This window comes from Streptomyces sp. NPDC088157, assembly GCF_044741545.1.
Taxonomy (GTDB): Bacteria; Actinomycetota; Actinomycetes; order Streptomycetales; family Streptomycetaceae; genus Streptomyces.
The window spans coordinates 497,985-515,875 of record NZ_JBIUSU010000006.1 but is presented as its reverse complement, the minus strand read 5'-3'; the positions used below and the strand labels follow the sequence as shown (position 1 = coordinate 515,875).

13 protein-coding genes are annotated in these 17,891 nt (G+C 70.9%); 7 read left to right on the top strand and 6 right to left on the bottom strand.

The window, feature by feature from the left end; genetic code table 11:
- Positions 1–21 precede the first annotated feature (21 nt).
- The 5 genes from ACIPFH_RS26235 (at position 22) to ACIPFH_RS26215 (ending at position 7,736) form a co-directional block, all read left to right on the top strand.
- Positions 22–1,551, top strand: a complete 1,530-nt coding sequence (locus tag ACIPFH_RS26235; RefSeq protein WP_401829982.1) for an alpha-N-arabinofuranosidase — start codon at positions 22–24, stop codon at positions 1,549–1,551.
- A gap of 219 nt (positions 1,552–1,770) precedes the next feature.
- A complete protein-coding gene (locus tag ACIPFH_RS26230) occupies positions 1,771–2,724 on the top strand; it encodes a glycosyl hydrolase (RefSeq protein ID WP_401829980.1) in 954 nt (317 codons plus the stop codon).
- A gap of 20 nt (positions 2,725–2,744) precedes the next feature.
- Entirely contained in the window at positions 2,745–3,278 is a 534-nt protein-coding gene (locus ACIPFH_RS26225; protein ID WP_401829979.1) for a hypothetical protein, read from the top strand.
- On the top strand, positions 3,275–5,659 hold the full coding sequence (locus ACIPFH_RS26220) for a carbohydrate binding domain-containing protein (RefSeq protein WP_401829978.1): 2,385 nt from the start codon (positions 3,275–3,277) through the stop codon (positions 5,657–5,659). The genes ACIPFH_RS26225 and ACIPFH_RS26220 overlap by 4 nt, the downstream gene beginning before the upstream one ends.
- A gap of 103 nt (positions 5,660–5,762) precedes the next feature.
- Positions 5,763–7,736, top strand: a complete 1,974-nt coding sequence (locus tag ACIPFH_RS26215) for a glycoside hydrolase family 97 catalytic domain-containing protein (RefSeq protein WP_401829977.1) — start codon at positions 5,763–5,765, stop codon at positions 7,734–7,736.
- Positions 7,737–8,819: 1,083 nt separating this feature from the next.
- On the opposite strand, the gene ACIPFH_RS26210 is transcribed toward ACIPFH_RS26215, so the two are convergent.
- The 4 genes from ACIPFH_RS26210 to ACIPFH_RS26195 form a co-directional block, all read right to left on the bottom strand.
- Positions 8,820–9,557 carry a GAF domain-containing protein gene (locus ACIPFH_RS26210; RefSeq protein WP_401829975.1) on the bottom strand — a complete coding sequence of 246 codons (738 nt, stop codon included), beginning with the start codon at positions 9,555–9,557 and terminating at the stop codon, positions 8,820–8,822.
- A 51-nt stretch (positions 9,558–9,608) separates the two neighbouring features.
- Positions 9,609–10,373, bottom strand: coding sequence for a GAF and ANTAR domain-containing protein (locus ACIPFH_RS26205; RefSeq protein ID WP_401829974.1), 765 nt, complete (start codon positions 10,371–10,373; stop codon positions 9,609–9,611).
- Positions 10,374–11,267: 894 nt separating this feature from the next.
- Positions 11,268–12,716: a hypothetical protein gene (locus tag ACIPFH_RS26200; protein ID WP_401829971.1), complete on the bottom strand. Its 1,449-nt coding sequence runs from the start codon at positions 12,714–12,716 to the stop codon at positions 11,268–11,270.
- Between the two features lie 231 nt (positions 12,717–12,947).
- On the bottom strand, positions 12,948–13,670 hold the full coding sequence (locus ACIPFH_RS26195; protein WP_401830237.1) for a glycosyltransferase family 2 protein: 723 nt from the start codon (positions 13,668–13,670) through the stop codon (positions 12,948–12,950).
- A 126-nt stretch (positions 13,671–13,796) separates the two neighbouring features.
- Here ACIPFH_RS26195 and ACIPFH_RS26190 point away from each other — a divergent pair, with 126 nt between their 5' ends.
- Together ACIPFH_RS26190 and ACIPFH_RS26185 are read left to right on the top strand one after the other, a co-directional pair.
- Positions 13,797–14,558: a response regulator transcription factor gene (locus ACIPFH_RS26190; RefSeq protein WP_401829968.1), complete on the top strand. Its 762-nt coding sequence runs from the start codon at positions 13,797–13,799 to the stop codon at positions 14,556–14,558.
- 3 nt (positions 14,559–14,561) lie between these two features.
- Positions 14,562–15,674, top strand: coding sequence for a sensor histidine kinase (locus ACIPFH_RS26185; protein WP_401829966.1), 1,113 nt, complete (start codon positions 14,562–14,564; stop codon positions 15,672–15,674).
- Between the two features lie 31 nt (positions 15,675–15,705).
- Here ACIPFH_RS26185 and ACIPFH_RS26180 read toward each other — a convergent pair whose 3' ends face one another.
- Entirely contained in the window at positions 15,706–16,707 is a 1,002-nt protein-coding gene (locus ACIPFH_RS26180) for an NAD-dependent epimerase/dehydratase family protein (protein WP_401829964.1), read from the bottom strand.
- Positions 16,708–16,957: 250 nt separating this feature from the next.
- Positions 16,958–17,839, bottom strand: coding sequence for a helix-turn-helix domain-containing protein (locus ACIPFH_RS26175; protein WP_401829961.1), 882 nt, complete (start codon positions 17,837–17,839; stop codon positions 16,958–16,960).
- Positions 17,840–17,891: the final 52 nt, after the last annotated feature.

The window sequence follows — 17,891 nt, the reverse complement described above, 5'->3', positions numbered from 1 at the left end:
AGCGACCTCCGAAAGGCAGTCATGTCCGAGCACGGCCCAACCTCCGCCGCCCGCTTCACTCTCGACTCGGCGTTCGACGTCGGCAATGTCAACCCTCGTCTGTACGGATCGTTCGTCGAGCACATGGGCCGCTGCGTCTACACCGGCATATACGAGCCCGGCCACCCCGCCGCCGACGCGGACGGCCTGCGCCAGGACGTCCTGGCGCTGGTCCGGGAGCTCGGCGTCACCACCGTTCGCTACCCCGGCGGCAACTTCGTCTCGGGGTACCGCTGGGAGGACAGCGTGGGCCCGCGCGAGGAGCGGCCGACCCGGCTGGACCTGGCATGGAAGTCCACCGAGACCAACGAGTTCGGCCTCGGCGAGTTCATGGACTTCTGCGGTAGGACCGGCATGGAACCCATGATGGCCGTCAACCTCGGCACGCGAGGCGTGGAGGACGCGGTACGGCTGCTGGAGTACGCAAACCACCCCGGCGGCACCGAGCTGTCCGACCGCCGTGTCGCTGACGGCGGCAAGGAGCCGTACGGCATCCGGATGTGGTGCCTGGGCAACGAGATGGACGGCCCCTGGCAGACCGGCCACAAGACGCCCGAGGAGTACGGCCGCCTCGCCGCCGAGACCGCCCGTGCCATGCGGCAGGTCGACCCCGATCTGGAGCTGGTCGCCTGCGGCAGCTCCAGCTCCTCCATGCCGACCTTCGCCTCCTGGGAAGCGACCGTCCTTCAGGCCGCGTACGACCTCGTGGACTACGTCTCCCTGCACGCCTACTACGAGGAGATCGACGGCGACCGCGACTCCTTCCTGGCGTCCGCCGTGGACATGGAGCACTTCATCGAGTCGGTCGTCGCCACCTGCGACCACGTCCGCGCCCGCCTCAAGGCGGACAAGCGCATCAACCTCTCCTTCGACGAGTGGAACGTCTGGTACCAGAAGCGGCCCAACCCGCACCCCGTCGAGGAGTGGCAGCAGGCGCCGCGCCTGCTGGAGGACGTCTACACCGTCACCGACGCCGTGGTCTTCGGCTCGCTGCTCATCGCCCTGCTGCGGCACGCCGACCGGGTCACCGCCGCCTCCCTCGCGCAGCTCGTCAACGTCATCGCGCCGATCATGACCGAGCCGGACGGGCCCGCCTGGCGGCAGACCACCTTCTTCCCCTTCGCCCAGGCCTCGCGGTACGGGCGCGGCCGGGTGCTGCGCGTCGAGGTGGACAGCCCGACGTACGTCACCGCCAGGTTCGGCGACGTACCGCTGCTGCACGCCACCGCGGTGATCGACGACGAGACAGGCGACATCACCGTCTTCGCGGTCAACCGCAGCCAGACGGACGCCCTTCCCTTGAAGATCGACCTGCGCGGCGTCGACGCCCACGCCCTGGCGGAGCACCTCGTCCTGGCCGACAGCGACCCGGAGGCCACCAACACCGCGGACCGGCCCGACCGTGTCACCCCGCACACCGCCACGGGCACGGCCGTCACCGACGGAGTCCTCCATGCCGAACTCGAACCGCTCTCCTGGAACATGATCCGTCTGACGCACCAGCACGCCTGACGACGTCGACGAACCGACCGCCCATGGGCCGGCGCAGTCACCGTCCTCGACGTCGCCGACACCGGCTCATGGGCCTGCCGGCCGCGTACCGGGCCATCCGGATCACGACGGGCCTCAGGCCCACACGTTCTCCGTGTCCTCGACCGACGGGCACACCCCGACCGCACGACCGCAACCGGTGTCCTGGGACACCGTCGTCCTCACTCCTGGGAAGTACCGATGACAGCCGTTGCCCGCCCCCTGTTCCGCGACCCCGTTCACGACGGGGCGACCGATCCCACCGTCATCTGGAACCGGCACACCGGCGAGTGGTGGATGTTCTACACGAGCCGTCGCGCCGACGCGCCTCCGACGAACGACGTGAGCTGGGTGCACGGGAGCGACATCGGGATCGCGTCCTCCTCGGACGGCGGGGCTGACTGGCTGTACCGGGGAGTCGCCGAGGGACTGGACATCGAGCCCGGACGGCACACCTACTGGGCCCCCGAGATCGTCGACGACGGAACCGAATACCACATGTTCCTCAGCGTCATCCGCGGTGTTCCGACCCGGTGGGAGGGTCATGCACGCGCGATCCGCCACTACACGAGCCACGACCTCTTCTCATGGACCTACCGCTCCACCCTGTCGCTGTCGTCCGGCAAAGTGATCGACGCCTGCGTACTGCGGCTCCCCACAGGCGGCTACCGCATGTGGTACAAGGACGAGGCCGACCACGCGCACACCTATGCGGCGGACAGCGACGACCTGACGCGGTGGACCGTCCGGGGACCCGCCGTCGAGTGCTCGTCGCACGAAGGCCCTAATGTCTTCGAGTTCGACGGCAGCTACTGGATGCTTGTCGACGAATGGCACGGCCTGCGAGTCCTTCACTCACGGGACCTGGAGACTTGGGAACCGCGAGGACTCGTCCTCGATCGTCCCGGGCGTGGCCCGGACGACGGGTCGTACGGCTTCCACGCCGATGTCGTCACCAGCGAACTCGGCGCATTCGTCTTCTACTTCACCCACCCCGGGCGATCCGACAAAAGCCCTGGACGACACAGCGACCACGACGAGCGCCGAAGCTCGATCCAGGTCGCCCGCCTCCAGGTGAACGGAGACACCCTCGTGTGCGACCGCGACGAAAAGTTGGAAGCACCCATCCTGCCTCTCGAAGGGCCGGTCCGGTGACAGCGATCCGAGAAGTGACCGTGAGGGCCCGTCGCGCATGGATGATCCCGTGCGCCGCCGCGCTCCTCCTCGTCACCGCATGCCGTGCCCAAGCGCCGGCAGGCTCCGGTGTGACCCTGCTCGACGGGAACCACATCTCCCTCTCCGGCCCGACCGTCGTCTCGGCCCTTCCCATCGACGACCAGGGCGACGTCGACGCGGCGACGGCGCGGGGCCAGATCCCCTCGCTCAAGAGCGTGGCGCTTCAGTATCCCGACGTCCGGGTCCTCGTCACCGACTCGGACGGGCACACGACCGACGCCGCACTCCAGAACCTCGCGGCGAACTGGGCCCTCCCGCCCGAACTCGTCGTCGCCGCGGACTCCGCCTCCGTGGGCGGACAACTGCCCACGGACGGACAGCTCCACACCCTGCTGATCGGAGCCGACGGACACATCGCCGCCGAATGGTCGAACCAGGCCGCCCCGACGCAGGCCATCGTCGCCGCACTCCGCAAGGTCACGGCGAGCCCCTCCACCCCTTCCGACAATGTCGTACGGAAAGAAGCACCATGAGACAAATAGCAGAGATCAGACGGCTGTTCGCAGGCGCGGTCGTCACCATGCTGCTCGCCTGCGCCGCGGTGGCCCTGACACCGGCCGTGCCCGCCCACGCAGCGGGCTCGACCTACTACGTGGACTGCTCGGCGGCATCCAACGGGACCGGAACCTCCTCCTCACCGTGGAACTCACTGGCGGGCCCGAACGCGACGACGTTCGCCCCGGGTGACCAGCTGCTGTTCAAACGGGGGACGACCTGCACCGGCCTTCTGCACCCGCTGGGCTCGGGCAGCGCGGCAGGCGGATCGATCACCATGAGCGCCTACGGCACCGGCGCCCTGCCGGTCATAGCCGGCGGCGGTGGCACGGACGCGATCTACCTGTACAACCAGCAGTACTGGGAGATCTCCGATCTGGAGGTGACCAACACCGGCGCCGTCACGGGCGCGAACGAGCGGCGCGGTGTCTACGTGGTCCTCGAGAACTACGGGACGGGACACCACTACAAGATCAGCAACCTCAACATCCATGATGTGAACGGAACCGAGTCGAAGGCGGGCGACGGAAGCGCCGGCATCCAGTTCTCCGTCATCGGGACCACCACGACGCCGACCACCTTCGACGACCTCGTCATCGACGGCAACACGGTGTCGAACATCCACCGCAGCGGTATCAACATGAGCAGCGTGTGGGGGTGCCGCCCCTCCATCGGCTGCAGCTCCACGAACTGGACCCCGTTCACCAACGTCGTCGTCCAGAACAACACCGTCCATGACACGAGCGGCGACGGCATCGTCGTGCAGAGCTCGCAGGGCGCCGTCATGCAGCACAACGTCGTCTACAACGCGGCCAAGGGCAATTCGGCGAACGCGGGCATCTGGGCCTGGGACTCCGACAACACGGTGATCCAGTACAACGAGGCGTACGGAACCCAGAAGAACTCCGGGAACAGCGACGGCCAGGGCTTCGACGTCGACTACGGGCAAGACGGCACGATCGTCCAGTACAACTACAGCCACGACAACGCGGGAGGCTTCATCCTCTTCTGCGGCTGCGGCGGCGGGATGCACCTCGCCAGCAACGCGGCGGTCCGCTACAACGTCAGCCAGAACGACCGTCTTCGCGCCATCACCATGGACGGTTCGCAGGACTCCAGGTTCTACAACAACACCATCTACATCCCGTCCGGATCCACCGCGAACGTCCTTGAGGTCACGGGCGCCTGGAACGACCTGACGCTCGCCAACAACATCATCTACAACCTCGGCAGCGGCGGCTACGTCTACACCACCGGCCAGCCCGCCTCGAACTTCGCCTGGCGGAACAATCTCTTCTACGGCAACCACCCGGCCAGCGAGCCGTCCGACCCCGGGAAGATCACGGCGAATCCGCTGCTGGCATCGCCCGGCAGCGGCGGCACCGGAATCGGCAGCGTCACGGGCTACCAGCTCACCGCGGGCTCCCCGGCCGTAGGCGCGGGGGTCGTCATCCCCAACAACGGCGGCCAGGACTACTGGGGATCGGCCGTCCCCTCGGTCTGCGCGCCCGACATCGGCGCCGACCAGTACAGCTCGCCCTCCGACTCCACCTGCCTGGCGAACGAGAACCTCGGCTTCGAGACGGGGACGACCAGCGCGTGGAGCAAGTGGAACAACGCCTCGGTGACGAACGCGACCTCCCACACCGGAACCTACGCGGCCAAAATCACCTCATCGCCCGCCTCCCTCGAACAGTCCGTACCCGTCGCCCCACGCACGACCTACCGGGTCTCGGGCTGGGTGAAGTCGGACACGGCCGGTGAGGTCATGAACGTCGGCGTCAAGAACACCGGCGGTCTGGAGACGGTGGCGAGCGCCAGCGGCACCTCGTGGACGTTCGTCTCCGCCGACTTCACCACCGGGGCGACGAACAACACCGTGCGGCTGTACTGCTACAAGAGTTCGGGAACGGGCAGCGGCTACTGCGACGACATGGCCGTCACCCCCGTCAGGAACTACGCCATCAACGGCAACTTCGAGTCCGGCCACACCGTGCCCTGGCGCAACGGCGACTTCTCGCTCACGGGCACCGCGGCCAACGGTAACGCCGCGGCGCTGACGAACTCGTCCCTGAGCGGAAGCACCCTGTTCCAGATCATCACCGGCCTCACGCCGAACACCACCTACAGGCTGACCGGCTCCCTCGCGAGCCAGACCGCCGGCACCACGACGGCGCTGGAGGCCAAGCTCTACAACGGCACGGCCGTCACGAGTGCCTCGACCACGTCGAGCACCTACTCGAAGCAGTCGACGACCTTCACCACGGGCGCGGGCGTGACCTCCGCCCGCATCTACTGCCACCTCGTCTCCGGAACCGGCGACGGCTACTGCGACGAAGTCACCCTGACCCAGCAGTGACCAACAGCGTGGGCGTCCCGCACAGGCCAAGACCGTGCGGGACGCCCACGCGCTCCCCGTGCCGATGTCTTTTCGTGCAACTCAACAGAGAGGTGAACCGACCATGGGAACGTCAGGACGTCAGGAGCAGCCCGGCCTGCCCGGAGCCGCTCGCCCGGGAGGGCTGTCCCGGCGCGGGATCCTCAAGGGAGCGGCGGTCACGGCGGGGGCCGCCGCACTAGGCCTCGCCGGCACGGGAGAGGCCCATGCCGCGGACGCCGTCATGACCGCCACGTCACCGGACGGCAGCAACAAGATCACGGTGTCGCTGGTCGGTGGAGCGCTCTCCTGGTCGGTCACGCGCTCCGGCACGACGGTCGTCGCCACCTCGGTGCTCGGACTCGTGATGAGCGACGGCACCACGCTGGGCACCGCCAACACCGTAATGACCAACTATCAGCACTGGACCCAGGACAACACCTGGACCCCGGTGTACGGGCGTAACGCGACGATCCGCGACTACTACCAGGAAATGCGCTGGAACCTTCAGGACAGCAGCGGCGGCATCACCTTCGGCGTCCAGATACGCGCCTACAACACCGGAGTCGCGCTGCGCTACACGCTGCTCGGCACGGGCAAGGCCACCATCTCGGACGAGTTGACCAGCTTCGTGTTCCCCGGCGGCACCCTGGTCCACAGCGCCCGGGACGAGAGCGTGTACACCCCGGTCGCACCGGACGCGATCCCCTCCACCGGCACCTCCAGCACGGACGCCGGCCCCCTGACCGACATGCCTCTGCTGGTCACCCTGGCCGGCGGGCTGCGCGCCTGCATCTGTGAGTCCTCCCGCGTGAACTACCCGCGAGGGATGCTCACGTCGGTCTCCGGGCAGAGCAACACCCTCAAGACGTACCTGATGAAGAAGACCGCTCGCGGCAGCGGCACGGTGCAGACCACCTCGACCGTCGCCACCCCGTTCGCCACGCCCTGGCGGGTGCTCGTCCTCGGCTCCTCCGACACCGACCTGGTCGACAACGCCGAACTGGTGCTCAACCTGGCCCCGGCCAATGCCCTGACCGACACGACGTGGATCCGGCCGGGCAAGGTGTTCCGCTGCAACCTGACCACCGCCGCGGGAATCGCCGGCGTGGACTTCGCCGTCGCCCGCAGCCTGGACTACGTCGAGTACGACGCGGGATGGTACGGGCCGGAGTTCACCACCACCGACGCGACCCAGGCCATCTCGGAGATCGATCTGCCCGCGGTGATCGACTACGCCACGAGGAGCAGCGTCGGCCTCTTCCTCTATGTGAACCGTCTGGCCCTGAGCGCCCCCGACACCCTGTTCGCCCTCTACAAGAGCTGGGGCGTGGCCGGCGTCAAGCTCGGCTTCATCAACGACGGCACCCAGACCATGACCAACCAGATCATCACCTGGGCCAAGACCGCCGCCAAGTACAACCTGCTGATCGACATGCACGACGACGTGCGGCCGTTCGGCTACGAGCGCACCTACCCCAACTGGATCAGCCTGGAAGGCGTCCGGGGCAACGAGAACTTCCCCACGGCCACCCACAACGTGACCCTGCCCTTCGCCCGCAACGTCGGCGGACCGATGGACTACACCATCTGTTACGGGCAGTCCCGCGACCTGACGACCAACAACCATCAGATGGCGATGGCGGCGGTGTACTACCAGCCGCTCAACTTCCTCTACTGGTACTCCACACCGTCGTCGTACGCCACCACCGCCAACTGGCCCGGACTGGCGTGGTTCGACGCCGTCCCCACCACCTGGGACGAGAGCACGACCCTCACCGGTTCGATCGGCGAGTACATCGCGGTCGCCCGCCGCAGCGGCACCACCTGGTTCCTCGGGGCGATGACCAACGAGACCGCCCGCACCCTGTCGGTTCCGCTGGACTTCCTCGACAGCGGCGTGAGCTACACCGCCACCGTCTACGCGGACGGAACGGCGGGCACCACCCCGCACGCCACGCCCACGGTGGTCAGCACCCGGACCGTCACCTCCTCGACAACCCTGAGCATGGCGATGACCAACGCGGGTGGTCAGGCGGTCATCCTCAAGCCGAGCTGACGCCCCGCGACCCGGGCTGTCCCGTTCCGGACCTGGTGGGCGCGGGCGAACCGGCAGGCGCTCGACCGCACCCGGTCCGCAGGACACCATGCCCGGAGTCCTGCGGACCGGGTCCACGAGCCGGAAGGTTTTCGGCGCCGGGCGTGAGTTCTGCGAGCAGCCGGCCCGTTTCCGGGGCCGGCCGCGCCCTCGTCCTCCGGTGTGCCCGCTGCTCTGCGGGCCACGTAGATGGTCCAGGTCGGGCAGCCGCCCCGGCTAGGTAGGACCGCCAGCGGCGGAAGAAGCCGCAGAGCGCCCGCCAGTGCAGCTCGCGCCCGGTCCGGTCCGTCACCTATTGGCCGCCGTCAGGGAGACGAGTGTGCTGGCCACCCGCTCACCTCAGGACGGCCGCTGCGTCGAGAACTGCCACGAGCGTCCCGAACGCGGACGACGTGCCCGTCGGCCACCGCAGCGGCTTCTTATCAGCCGGCGCAGGGCAGCCGCGCGACTTTGGGAACTGCCGCCGCTGGTATGCCGGGAACGCGGTTGCCAGTCTCCCTTGCTCCCCCTCTCGTCGGGGCCCTGTCACCAAGGATCGGGAAGCCATGATGAAGACATCGACGACCAGCGGTTTCTCGTGTGGGAGTGAATCGCTCCGACCTGTTCCCGGGCACCACCTCGTCCGGGACGACGGCGTGCTCGGCACTCGAGCGATCGGGAGCGCCCCGCCGCGGGCGGTCCTGCGCGTGCTCCGGGACGGGGGCACCTCGCAGGCGGGGCGACGGCCGTCAGGCGGGCGGGGGCGACGGCCCGGCACGCGGGGCCCGGGCCACGCCGTGAGGTCGGCGGCCATGAGCCGGCCGGTGCGAGGGACCGGCTCACGTCCGCGCCGCTCCTCCAGACAGCCGCTCGCCGGCCACGGCGGCCAGGGCCTCGGTGTCGGAAGGCTCGGGGGACGTCTTGGGGGCGCAGCTGACGATCAGCGCTTCACGGCGTCTCCGGTTCTCGTCGGGGCTCGGGCTCCCGCGTACCCGCCGTTCCGCCCGGGGGCATGAAGGCATGAGGAGAGTCGTCTGCTCCAGGCACCCGGCAGTGGCCCGAGCCCTACCCCAGGCGCTGTGCTCCGATGACCGCATCCGGGGCCATCTGGCGGGTGACCAGGGCGTGGGCGGTCTCGGTGAGGCGAAGCCGTCGCTCACTCGCATAGGCGGTGAGCAGTCGCGCGGCTTCGCCGACGGTGGTGTCGGCGTACTGGGCGACCATGCCCTTGGCGATCTCCAGCGTGGCCTTGGAAGCGATGACGCTCTGCACGCGGGTGATCACGTCGTCGACCCGGGCGGGCTCGCTGGACCAGTGCATCAGGGCCAGCGCCGCCGAGTCCGCGAGGGCCTGCGCGAGATGGACGTCGTCCGGCGCGAGATGGCCCGACGGCCGACGCAGCAGGGTGAGGGCGCCCAAGGGCCGATCCTGCAGCCGCATCGGGATCGCCTGCAGGGAGCCGTATCCGGCTTCGACCACGGCGGCGACCAGGTGCGGCCAGCGTTCCTGCTCGGCGGAGATGTCGGGCACGCTCACCGGCTCCCCGGTGCGGTAGCAGTCCACGCAGGGGCCGTGGCCGTTCTGCAGTTGCAGCAGTTCGACGAAGGCGGCGTCCTCGTCGGTCGACGCCATCGTCCTCATACCACCACGCGCGTCGGCGATCATCACGGCCGCCGCGTCCACGTCCAGCAGGTCCTGGCAGGCGTGGACCAGGCGATGGAAGAGATGCAGTGGGTCGAACTCCGCGGCATAGGTGTCCGACAGGGTGAGGAAAGCCTGCGCCAGCCGTCGCTCGCGGTTCATGGTCGCCTCCCCGGCGCTGTCGTTACGGGTACCGGCACAGGTGCCGGCCGCTCAGTCATCGCGGAGGTCCATGGTGCGGTTGATGATCGCCCGGGCCACTCCCGTGGAGGTACGACCCTGGGCGAAGGCCCGCGCACGCAGGCGTAGCAGCGCCTCCTCGGCGCTCACGCCAAGCTGCATCATGATCATCCCGGTGGCCTGGTGCACCTCCTCCCGATCCGATTCCGCTCCTGACAGCCACGTTACGACTCCTTCGGAGGCGGGGGAAGCGTGATCAAGGGCGATGACGGCCAGGGTGACCGCGTCCGCGACCAGCAGGGCGGTCCGCACATGATCGCCGCTCAGCGAACCCGGAGTGTCCCGGTACAGGTCGAGCGTGCCGAGCGCGCTTCCGGCACCCGCCAGGGGCGCCGAGTAGACCGCCCGCGCCCCGGCCCTGACCGCCTGGACGGAGAACAGCGGCCAGCGGCGCGTGTCCGGAGCGCGGGCCAGGTCCGTCGCGAACACGGGCGCACGCAGCCGGGCCGCCTCCCGGCACGGTCCCTCACCGAGGGTGTACTGGAGCTCCGCCAACTGTGCGGCGACGCCGTCGCTGGCGCACAGCACGACACCGGTGTCCGAGCTGTCCCCGAGCACCGACACCGAGAGCCCCACGACCATCGGGAGCAGCCCGACACAGGCACGGCACAACGCGTCCGGCACCTCCTGCGGAGGGAGTCCGCGCACACCGGCGATGAGCCGGTGGGCGATACGGGCACGCTCGATGTCCGTGTCTTCCCCGGCGTCTCCGCTGCCCAGCAGATCGTCGCCGGACATGGCCGTCACCTCCCGGCAGTCGCTCCGCACGAACGACCTCGAACGATCCTGGCACAAGAGGTCACGCGTGGTCGCGCACCCCTTCTCGGGTGACCCGTGGGCGCGGCAGGCGAGCGGCGACGGCCGCCGCGACCGGTGGGATCGCGGTCGGTCCTCTCCCCGTACGACGTTCCCGCCGTCCGCTCGCCGCGGCCGCCCCGCTTCGCCTCCGGCCCTCGCCCGCACGCGGGTGAGGGCGGCTGCGCGCGCAGGCGGCGCGCTCGCGCCCGGCCCGTCCCGGGGCGGCGGACTTCGGGACGGCGGACGGCCATCGGCCTCCCGTCCCGCACCGTCATGGCGACTCACTTTCCTGTCCGGCGTCGGGACCCGGGTTGTTCCTTGGCTGCCCGGCCGGCCCTCGTCACCGGGTGTCCGTTCGGCACCACCGGAAACGCCGTTCGGGGTCAGCGCGATCGGCACCGGTCGGCACCGATCGGCGCCCGGTGCTGGGGCAGGGGCAGGGGCAGGGGCAGGGGCAGGGACGCGGTCCGGCCAAGCCCGACACCCGGCTCGCGCGGGAACGGCTGGGCCGGCAGCCGTGGGGCGGCTGCCGGCCCTGATGGGGGACGTTTCGGCTGAACGCGTTCGGGGAGTCGGATGGGCGGAGGTCGCGTCGCGTGCGGGTTCGGCAGTGAGCCGGCATTCAGTTCGTCCGCCACTCCGCCGTCCGGTCTCGATCGCGACCGGACGGCAGAGCTGTGCTGTGTTCGGGAGACGCCACCGGCGGCCAGTGAGGACCGTGCGGCGGCCAGTGCCGACTCCTCCCCGGGGCACCGCTTCCGGCACCCTGTTCCAGCTGGTGGGGCGCGGCGTCCGTGACGTGAGACGGGCGACCTCGGGGCCCGGCGCCGTCGGTCACCAGCCGGTCAGCAGCAGGTGATTGAGGAGGAGGGCGGTCACGGCCTGCGCGGCGAGCCAGGCACGGGGTCGAGTCAGGAACGCACAGGAGGCCAGCAGCCACATGGCGAAGGGCAGCCAGATGCGCTCGGTCTCCGCTTTGCTCATCCCGGACAGGTCGGCGATGAGCAGCGCGGCGAAGGCCGCGGCGAGGAGCAGGGCGAGGCGGAGGTCAGGGGAGGCGCCGGGTCCGTCCGCCCGGCGAACGGCCCGCCGGCGCAGGGCAGGGACGGTACGGAGGGAAGCGCCGTGCCGGTCGGGTGTCCGGACGCGCGGAGAGGCGTCGGCGAAAGCACGTGCCCTGAACCGTGCCGTGGTCCCAAGGAGCGTGGCGCCGGTGCGCCGCAGGCCCGCCACTGTCGCCGGGCCCACGATCAGGACCGTGCAGGCGAGGTTGGCCCACACCCAGTAGCCGTAGGGCCGGATGCCGCCTGCTCCCTGGTAGTAGCGCTGGACCAGGAGGTGGTACGCCTCCCACCAGTTGAAGCCCGCGAGGGTGAACACGACCGGGACGACGGTGACTCCGGCGAGGGTGTAGGGCAGGGGGCGCCTTCGTCGCGGGCCGCCGAGCAGGAGGACGGCGCCGGCGATCACGGCGAAGAGGGTGAGCCCGTAGGAGAGATAGCAGATGAGGCCGAACAGGAGCCCGGCGGCGAAACCGGTGAGCCGCGGTCGGCGCCCGGTGGCCGCGAGGGCGAGGAACGCGATCGTCCAGGCGGCGACCGCCGCGAAGTATCCGTCCGCGGACGTCCCCATCCACACCGCGGCCGGTGCCATCACCAGGAACGGCGCCGCCCGGCGCGCGAGCGCCTCGTCCGCGAGCACCCGCACGGCGACCAGCACCGCCACGCACGCCGACGCCCCGACGGTGACGCACCAGACTCCGGCCCAGCCCCCGCCGCCGAGTCCGACCCGGTCGAGCAGGACGAACGTGACCGTCGCCGCCGGAGGGTGGCCCGCGACATGCGCGGGCCAGTTGTCGGGAGAGTGGAGCAGGATGTGGTGGGTGAAGTCCCGCAGGGTCGCGGGGATGTCCTGGAAACGGTCGATGACCCGCAGGTACTCGTAGCGGGTCGTGAGCCGGACCGCGATCCCGCGCTGCCAGCCGTCGATCAGCGCCAGTGACCACGTCCACGCCATGGCCGTACCCCAGGCGACGCCCAGCAGCGCCCGCCACGGCAGCCGGGCGGCCACTCGCGGGCCGTAGGCCACGACGCCGACCGCGACGACGAGGGCCGCCGGGGTGCCGGGGCCGACGTGGGGTCCCCAACGGGCGTACAGGGGCGGCCAGTTCACGTGCAGGGTGCCGTACTCCCGCTCGATCGCGGTGCCGACCAGCGCGGCCGCCGCGACGAGCAGAGCGGCGGCCGCGGTCGCGTACAGGTCTCGGAGAAGATCACGGGTCACGGCGAAACGCTAGGCCGCCAGGAACGCGCCGGGGCCGTCGCGCGCCCGGACGTCAGCGTTTCGTCATGTGTCGAGGGCCCCATTGCGCGGCTGCGGCTGCGGCTGCGGCTGCGGCTGCGCCGGCGTCTGTGGTCGGCGCATGCGGGCCCGTCGCCGCGGACATCCGACGCCACGGTTGCGATGACGAGCAGGGGGGTCACGGACCCGTTCCTTCTCGCGTCCGCAGGGGGGTCACCGACGGGTTCCTTCTTGCGTCCGCAGGTCGGCCGCCGCGGGTGCGAGGGGCGGTTCGGCCAGCACGCGACTCATGTCCCGCACCGCCTGCCAGGTGCCGCGCCAGGTCCCGGTCACCTTCGACACGCCTGAGCGCGGCAGGTAGGGGACGTCGTGCTCGGCGACGCACCAGCCCGCGTCGGCGGCCCGTACGACCATCTGCAGGGGGTATCCGCTGCGCCGGTCGGTCAGGTCCAGGCCGAGCAGGGCCTCACGGCGCGCCGCCCGCAGGGGACCGAGGTCGTGCAGCCGCAGGCCGGTGCGTCGGCGCAGCATCAGGGCAAGCGCGAGGTTGCCGGCCCGGGCGTGCGCGGGCCAGGCGCCCCGGCCCTGCGGACGTCGCCGTCCGAGCACCAAGTCGGCTCCGCCACCCTGTACTTCGCGTACGAACGGCATGAGCAGGGACGGGTCGAGCGAGGCGTCGCAGTCGCAGAAGCACACGATGCCGGCGGTCGCGGCGCTCAGCCCGGCGTGGCAGGCGGCGCCGAAGCCGCGGCGGGGTTCGTGGACGACGGTGGCGCCGAGTTCCCGGGCGATGTCCGCCGAGCCGTCGGTGGAGCCGTTGTCGACGACGAGCGCACGCCAACCGGACGGAATGCGGGCGAGAACCCAGGGGAGCGCCTCGGCCTCGTCGAGACAGGGGAGGACGACGTCGACGTCCTCGTGCGGGGGAGGGGTCATCACGACGTACACCCTACGAGCGCGATTCGGTCATTTCGGACTCCGGTTCCTTACGAAACACGGACGTCGACGCCGGGCGGGGGCCGGAGGACGACGCGAGGCGGCACGCGGTGCGAGGCTGGCCGTATGGAACAGCAGCCGTACGAGCAGGCAGCGGGCGCCCCCGAGAGCCGAGGGACCGGGGCAGCCCGGGCGAGGGTCCTCGTCGTCGACGACGACCCCACCGTCGCCGAGGTCGTCTCGGGCTACCTCGACCGCGCCGGATACCTGGTGGACCGGGCGGGGGACGGCCCCGCGGCCCTCGCCGGCGCCGCCGCGCACTGGCCCGACCTGGTGGTCCTCGATCTGATGCTGCCCGGCATGGACGGCCTGGAGGTGTGCCGACGGCTGCGCGGCCGCGGGCCCGTCCCGGTCATCATGCTCACCGCCCGCGGCGACGAGGACGACCGCATCATGGGCCTGGAGGTCGGCGCGGACGACTACGTCACCAAACCCTTCAGCCCCCGGGAACTGGTGCTGAGGGTCGAGTCCGTACTGCGCCGCACCCGCCCTCCGGTGGGCGCGCGGTCCCTCAGCGCCGGGGGGCTCACCGTCGACCCGGCCGCCCGCCGTGCCGCCAAGAACGGCGCCGAACTCGCCCTCACCCTGCGCGAGTTCGACCTCCTCGCCTTCCTCCTCCGGCATCCGGGCCGGGCCTACAGCCGCGAGGACCTGATGCGGGAGGTGTGGGGCTGGGACTTCGGCGACCTTTCCACCGTCACGGTCCACGTCCGGCGGCTGCGCAACAAGGTCGAGGACGATCCCGCCCGGCCCCGCCTGATCCAGACGGTGTGGGGCGTCGGCTACCGCTTCGATCCGGCGGCCCCCGTCGGCCCCGGCGAGGAGTGACCTGTGCGCGACACCCTCCTCATCGCCCTGTACGCCCTCCTCGGCGCGGGCGCGGCCGGGCTGGTCGGCGCGGTGACCCTGTGGCTGCTGCGCCGACGGTCGCTGACCAGCTCGCTCACGGTGGTGGCGGCCGTCGCCGTGACCGCGATGCTCGCGGGCACCATGGCCGTGGCGCAGGCGATGTTCCTGTCCGCGCACGACCTGAGCGTGGTCACGACGGTGGTCGCGATGGCGGCCGTCGTCTCCCTGGTCACCGCGCTGCTGCTCGGCCGCTGGGTGGTCGCCCGCAGCCGCGCACTCACGCTCGCCGCCCGCTCCTTCGGCGACGGCGGCGACTTCACCGCGCCCGACGGCCCGGCCACCGCCGAACTCTCCGCGCTCAGCCGGGAGCTCGCGGCCACCAGCGCGAAGCTGACCGAGTCCCGGGAGCGTGAGCGCGCCCTGGAGTCCTCCCGCCGGGAACTCGTGGCCTGGATCTCGCACGATCTGCGCACTCCGCTCGCGGGCCTGCGCGCGATGTCCGAGGCGCTGGAGGACGGCGTCGCCACGGACCCGGGCCGCTACCTGCGCCAGATCCGCACCGAGGTCGAGCGCCTCAACGGCATGGTCGGCGACCTGTTCGAGCTCTCCCGCATCCACGCCGGCGCCCTGGCCCTGTCACCCGCCCGGATGTCCGTCTACGACCTGGTCGGCGATGCCCTGGCCGGGGCGTATCCGCTGGCCCACGAACACGGGGTGCGACTCGTCGGGGACCGGGTCGAGCCCCTCCCGGTGGAGGTGGACGGCAAGGAGATGAGCCGGGTGCTCGGCAACCTCCTGGTCAACGCGATCCGGCGCACCCCCGCCGACGGGACCGTCATGGTGGCCGCCGAACGCTCGCCGGACGGCGTGGTGCTGTCCGTCTCGGACAGCTGCGGCGGCATCCCCGAACAGGACCTGCCCCGCGTCTTCGACACCGGCTGGCGCGGCACCCACGCCCGGACGCCTCCGGCGGGGGCCGGACTCGGTCTCGCGATCGTCCGCGGCATCGTGGAGGCCCACCGGGGCCGGGCCACCGTGCGCAACATCCCCGGCGGCTGCCGTTTCGAGGTGGTGCTGCCCGCGGCAGCTTCATGAACACGGGCAGCACCACCGGTCCTGTGCGGTCCTACGCGCCGCGCATCCCGGCCGACGCGAACTCCCGCATGCCTTCCGTGAAACCGACCTCCGGCTTCCAGCCCAGTTCCGCCCGCAGCCGGGACGAGTCCGCCGTGACGTGCCGGACGTCGCCCAGCCGGTACTCGCCGGTCACCACCGGCTCGGGCCCGCCGTACGCGGCGGCCAGCGCCCGCGCCATCTCGCCGACCGTGTGCGGCTCGCCGCTGCCGGTGTTGTAGGCGGTGAGCGCACCGACGGCCGCATCGGCCTCCAGCGCGGCCACGTTGGCCGTCGCCACGTCCCGTACGTGCACGAAGTCCCGCCGCTGCCGGCCGTCCTCGAACACGCGCGGGGCCCGACCCCGGGCGAGAGCGGAACGGAAGAAGGAGGCGACCCCGGCGTACGGGGTGTCCCTGGGCATTCGCGGCCCGTACACGTTGTGGTAGCGCAACGAGACCGCCGAACCGCCCGTCGCCCGTGCCCACGCGGCGGCCAGGTGCTCCTGGGCGAGCTTGGTGGCGGCGTACACGTTGCGCGGGTCCGCCGGTGCCTCCTCTCCGACCAGCCCCGGTGACACCTCCTCGCCGCACACCGGGCACCGAGGCTCGAAACGCCCGGCCTCCAGGTCGGCGACGGCCCGAGGCCCCGGCCGCGCCACACCGTGCCGGGCGCAGGTGTACCGCCCCTCCCCGTAGACCACCATCGACCCCGCCAGCACCAGCCGCCGCACATCCTTCTCCGCCATGGCCGTGAGCAACACGGCGGTGCCGAGGTCGTTGCGGGAGACGTACTCCACCGCGTCGGTGAATCCGTTGCCCAGCCCCACCCTCGCCGCCTGATGGCAGACCGCGTCCACACCGGACAGGGCGCGGGCGACGGCCTCACCGTCCCGCACGTCCGCGTCCGGGTCATCGAGCACGTCGAACACGACGGGCTCGTGGCCGCGCGCCCGAAGTGCCTCGACGACATGGGACCCGATGAACCCGGCACCGCCGGTGACCAGTACACGCATGCGCCCACGGTAGGGCGGCCCACCCCTCGTGATCCCGGGCCGCGCCCGCCACGTCACGACTCCGTAAGACGACGCGCCGCCGTCCGCACGGATCGGGAAGAGCCGGGCGGTCATGGACGCGGCGGTCAGTGTCTGGGCGGAAAGCCGCAGGCTGCCCTGGTGGCGGCGCTCGCACGAGCGAGGGTGACCGCGAAGCTCGTGGACCTGTCGGTCTCCACGGGCCTGCGTCCTCCGTGCGCCTGCGGCGCCGTCAGCCGAGGGGGGAGGAGGCCGGCAGGTCCTGGTCGGCGGCCCAGGAGGCCAGGATGCGCAGCCCTTCGTGGGTGGGGGAGCCGGGCTCGGCCGTCCAGACAGTGAGGTGCTGGTCGGGGTCGGTGCTGGCGGTCAAGGTGTCCCAGTCCAGGACGAGTTCGCCGACGACCGGATGGTTGAGGGTCTTCGTGCCCACGGTGCGGGCCGCGACCCGGTGATCCCCCCACCACTTCGCGAACTGTGCGTCCCGCATGGACAGTTCACCGACCAGCTCGATCAGGCGGGGGTCCTCGGGATACTTCGCCGCCTCCATCCGCAACTGCGCAACCGAGATGTGCGCCGTGGTCTCCCAGTCGGCGTACAGGGTCCGCATGCCCGGATGCGTGAAAATGATCCGGGGGTAGTTGCGGTGTTTCTCCGGGACGCGGGAGAAGTCGGTGACCAGGGCGGCGGCCAGCGCGTTCCAGGCCAGGATGTCCCCGCGCCGGCCCTGCACGACGGCGGGAGTGGCGGTGAGGTCGTCCAGGACCCGCTGCAGTTGCGGCTGGACCTTCTGCCGGCCGCGCTGTCGGGTGCGGGGGGTGGTCTTTCCCGCGAGCTGGAAGAGATAGCCCCGCTCGTCGTCACCGAGATGGAGTACGCGGGCGAGGACATCCAGCACGGGCGCCGATGCCTGCATACGGCCCTGCTCGAGACGGGTGTAGTAGTCGGTGCTGATACTGGCGAGCTGGGCGACCTCCTCGCGGCGCAGCCCCGCCACCCTGCGGGGCCTGTCGCTCTCGGGGAGCCCGACCGTGCGCGGGCTCAGCTCGGCGCGGCGCTTCTTGAGGAATTCTCCCAGCTCATTGAGGGGGACATTGGCGGTCATGCTTCCCAGCATGACATCGATCCCACCCGGGAAGGGGGGGAGAATTCCCTCCCAGGATGTTTCC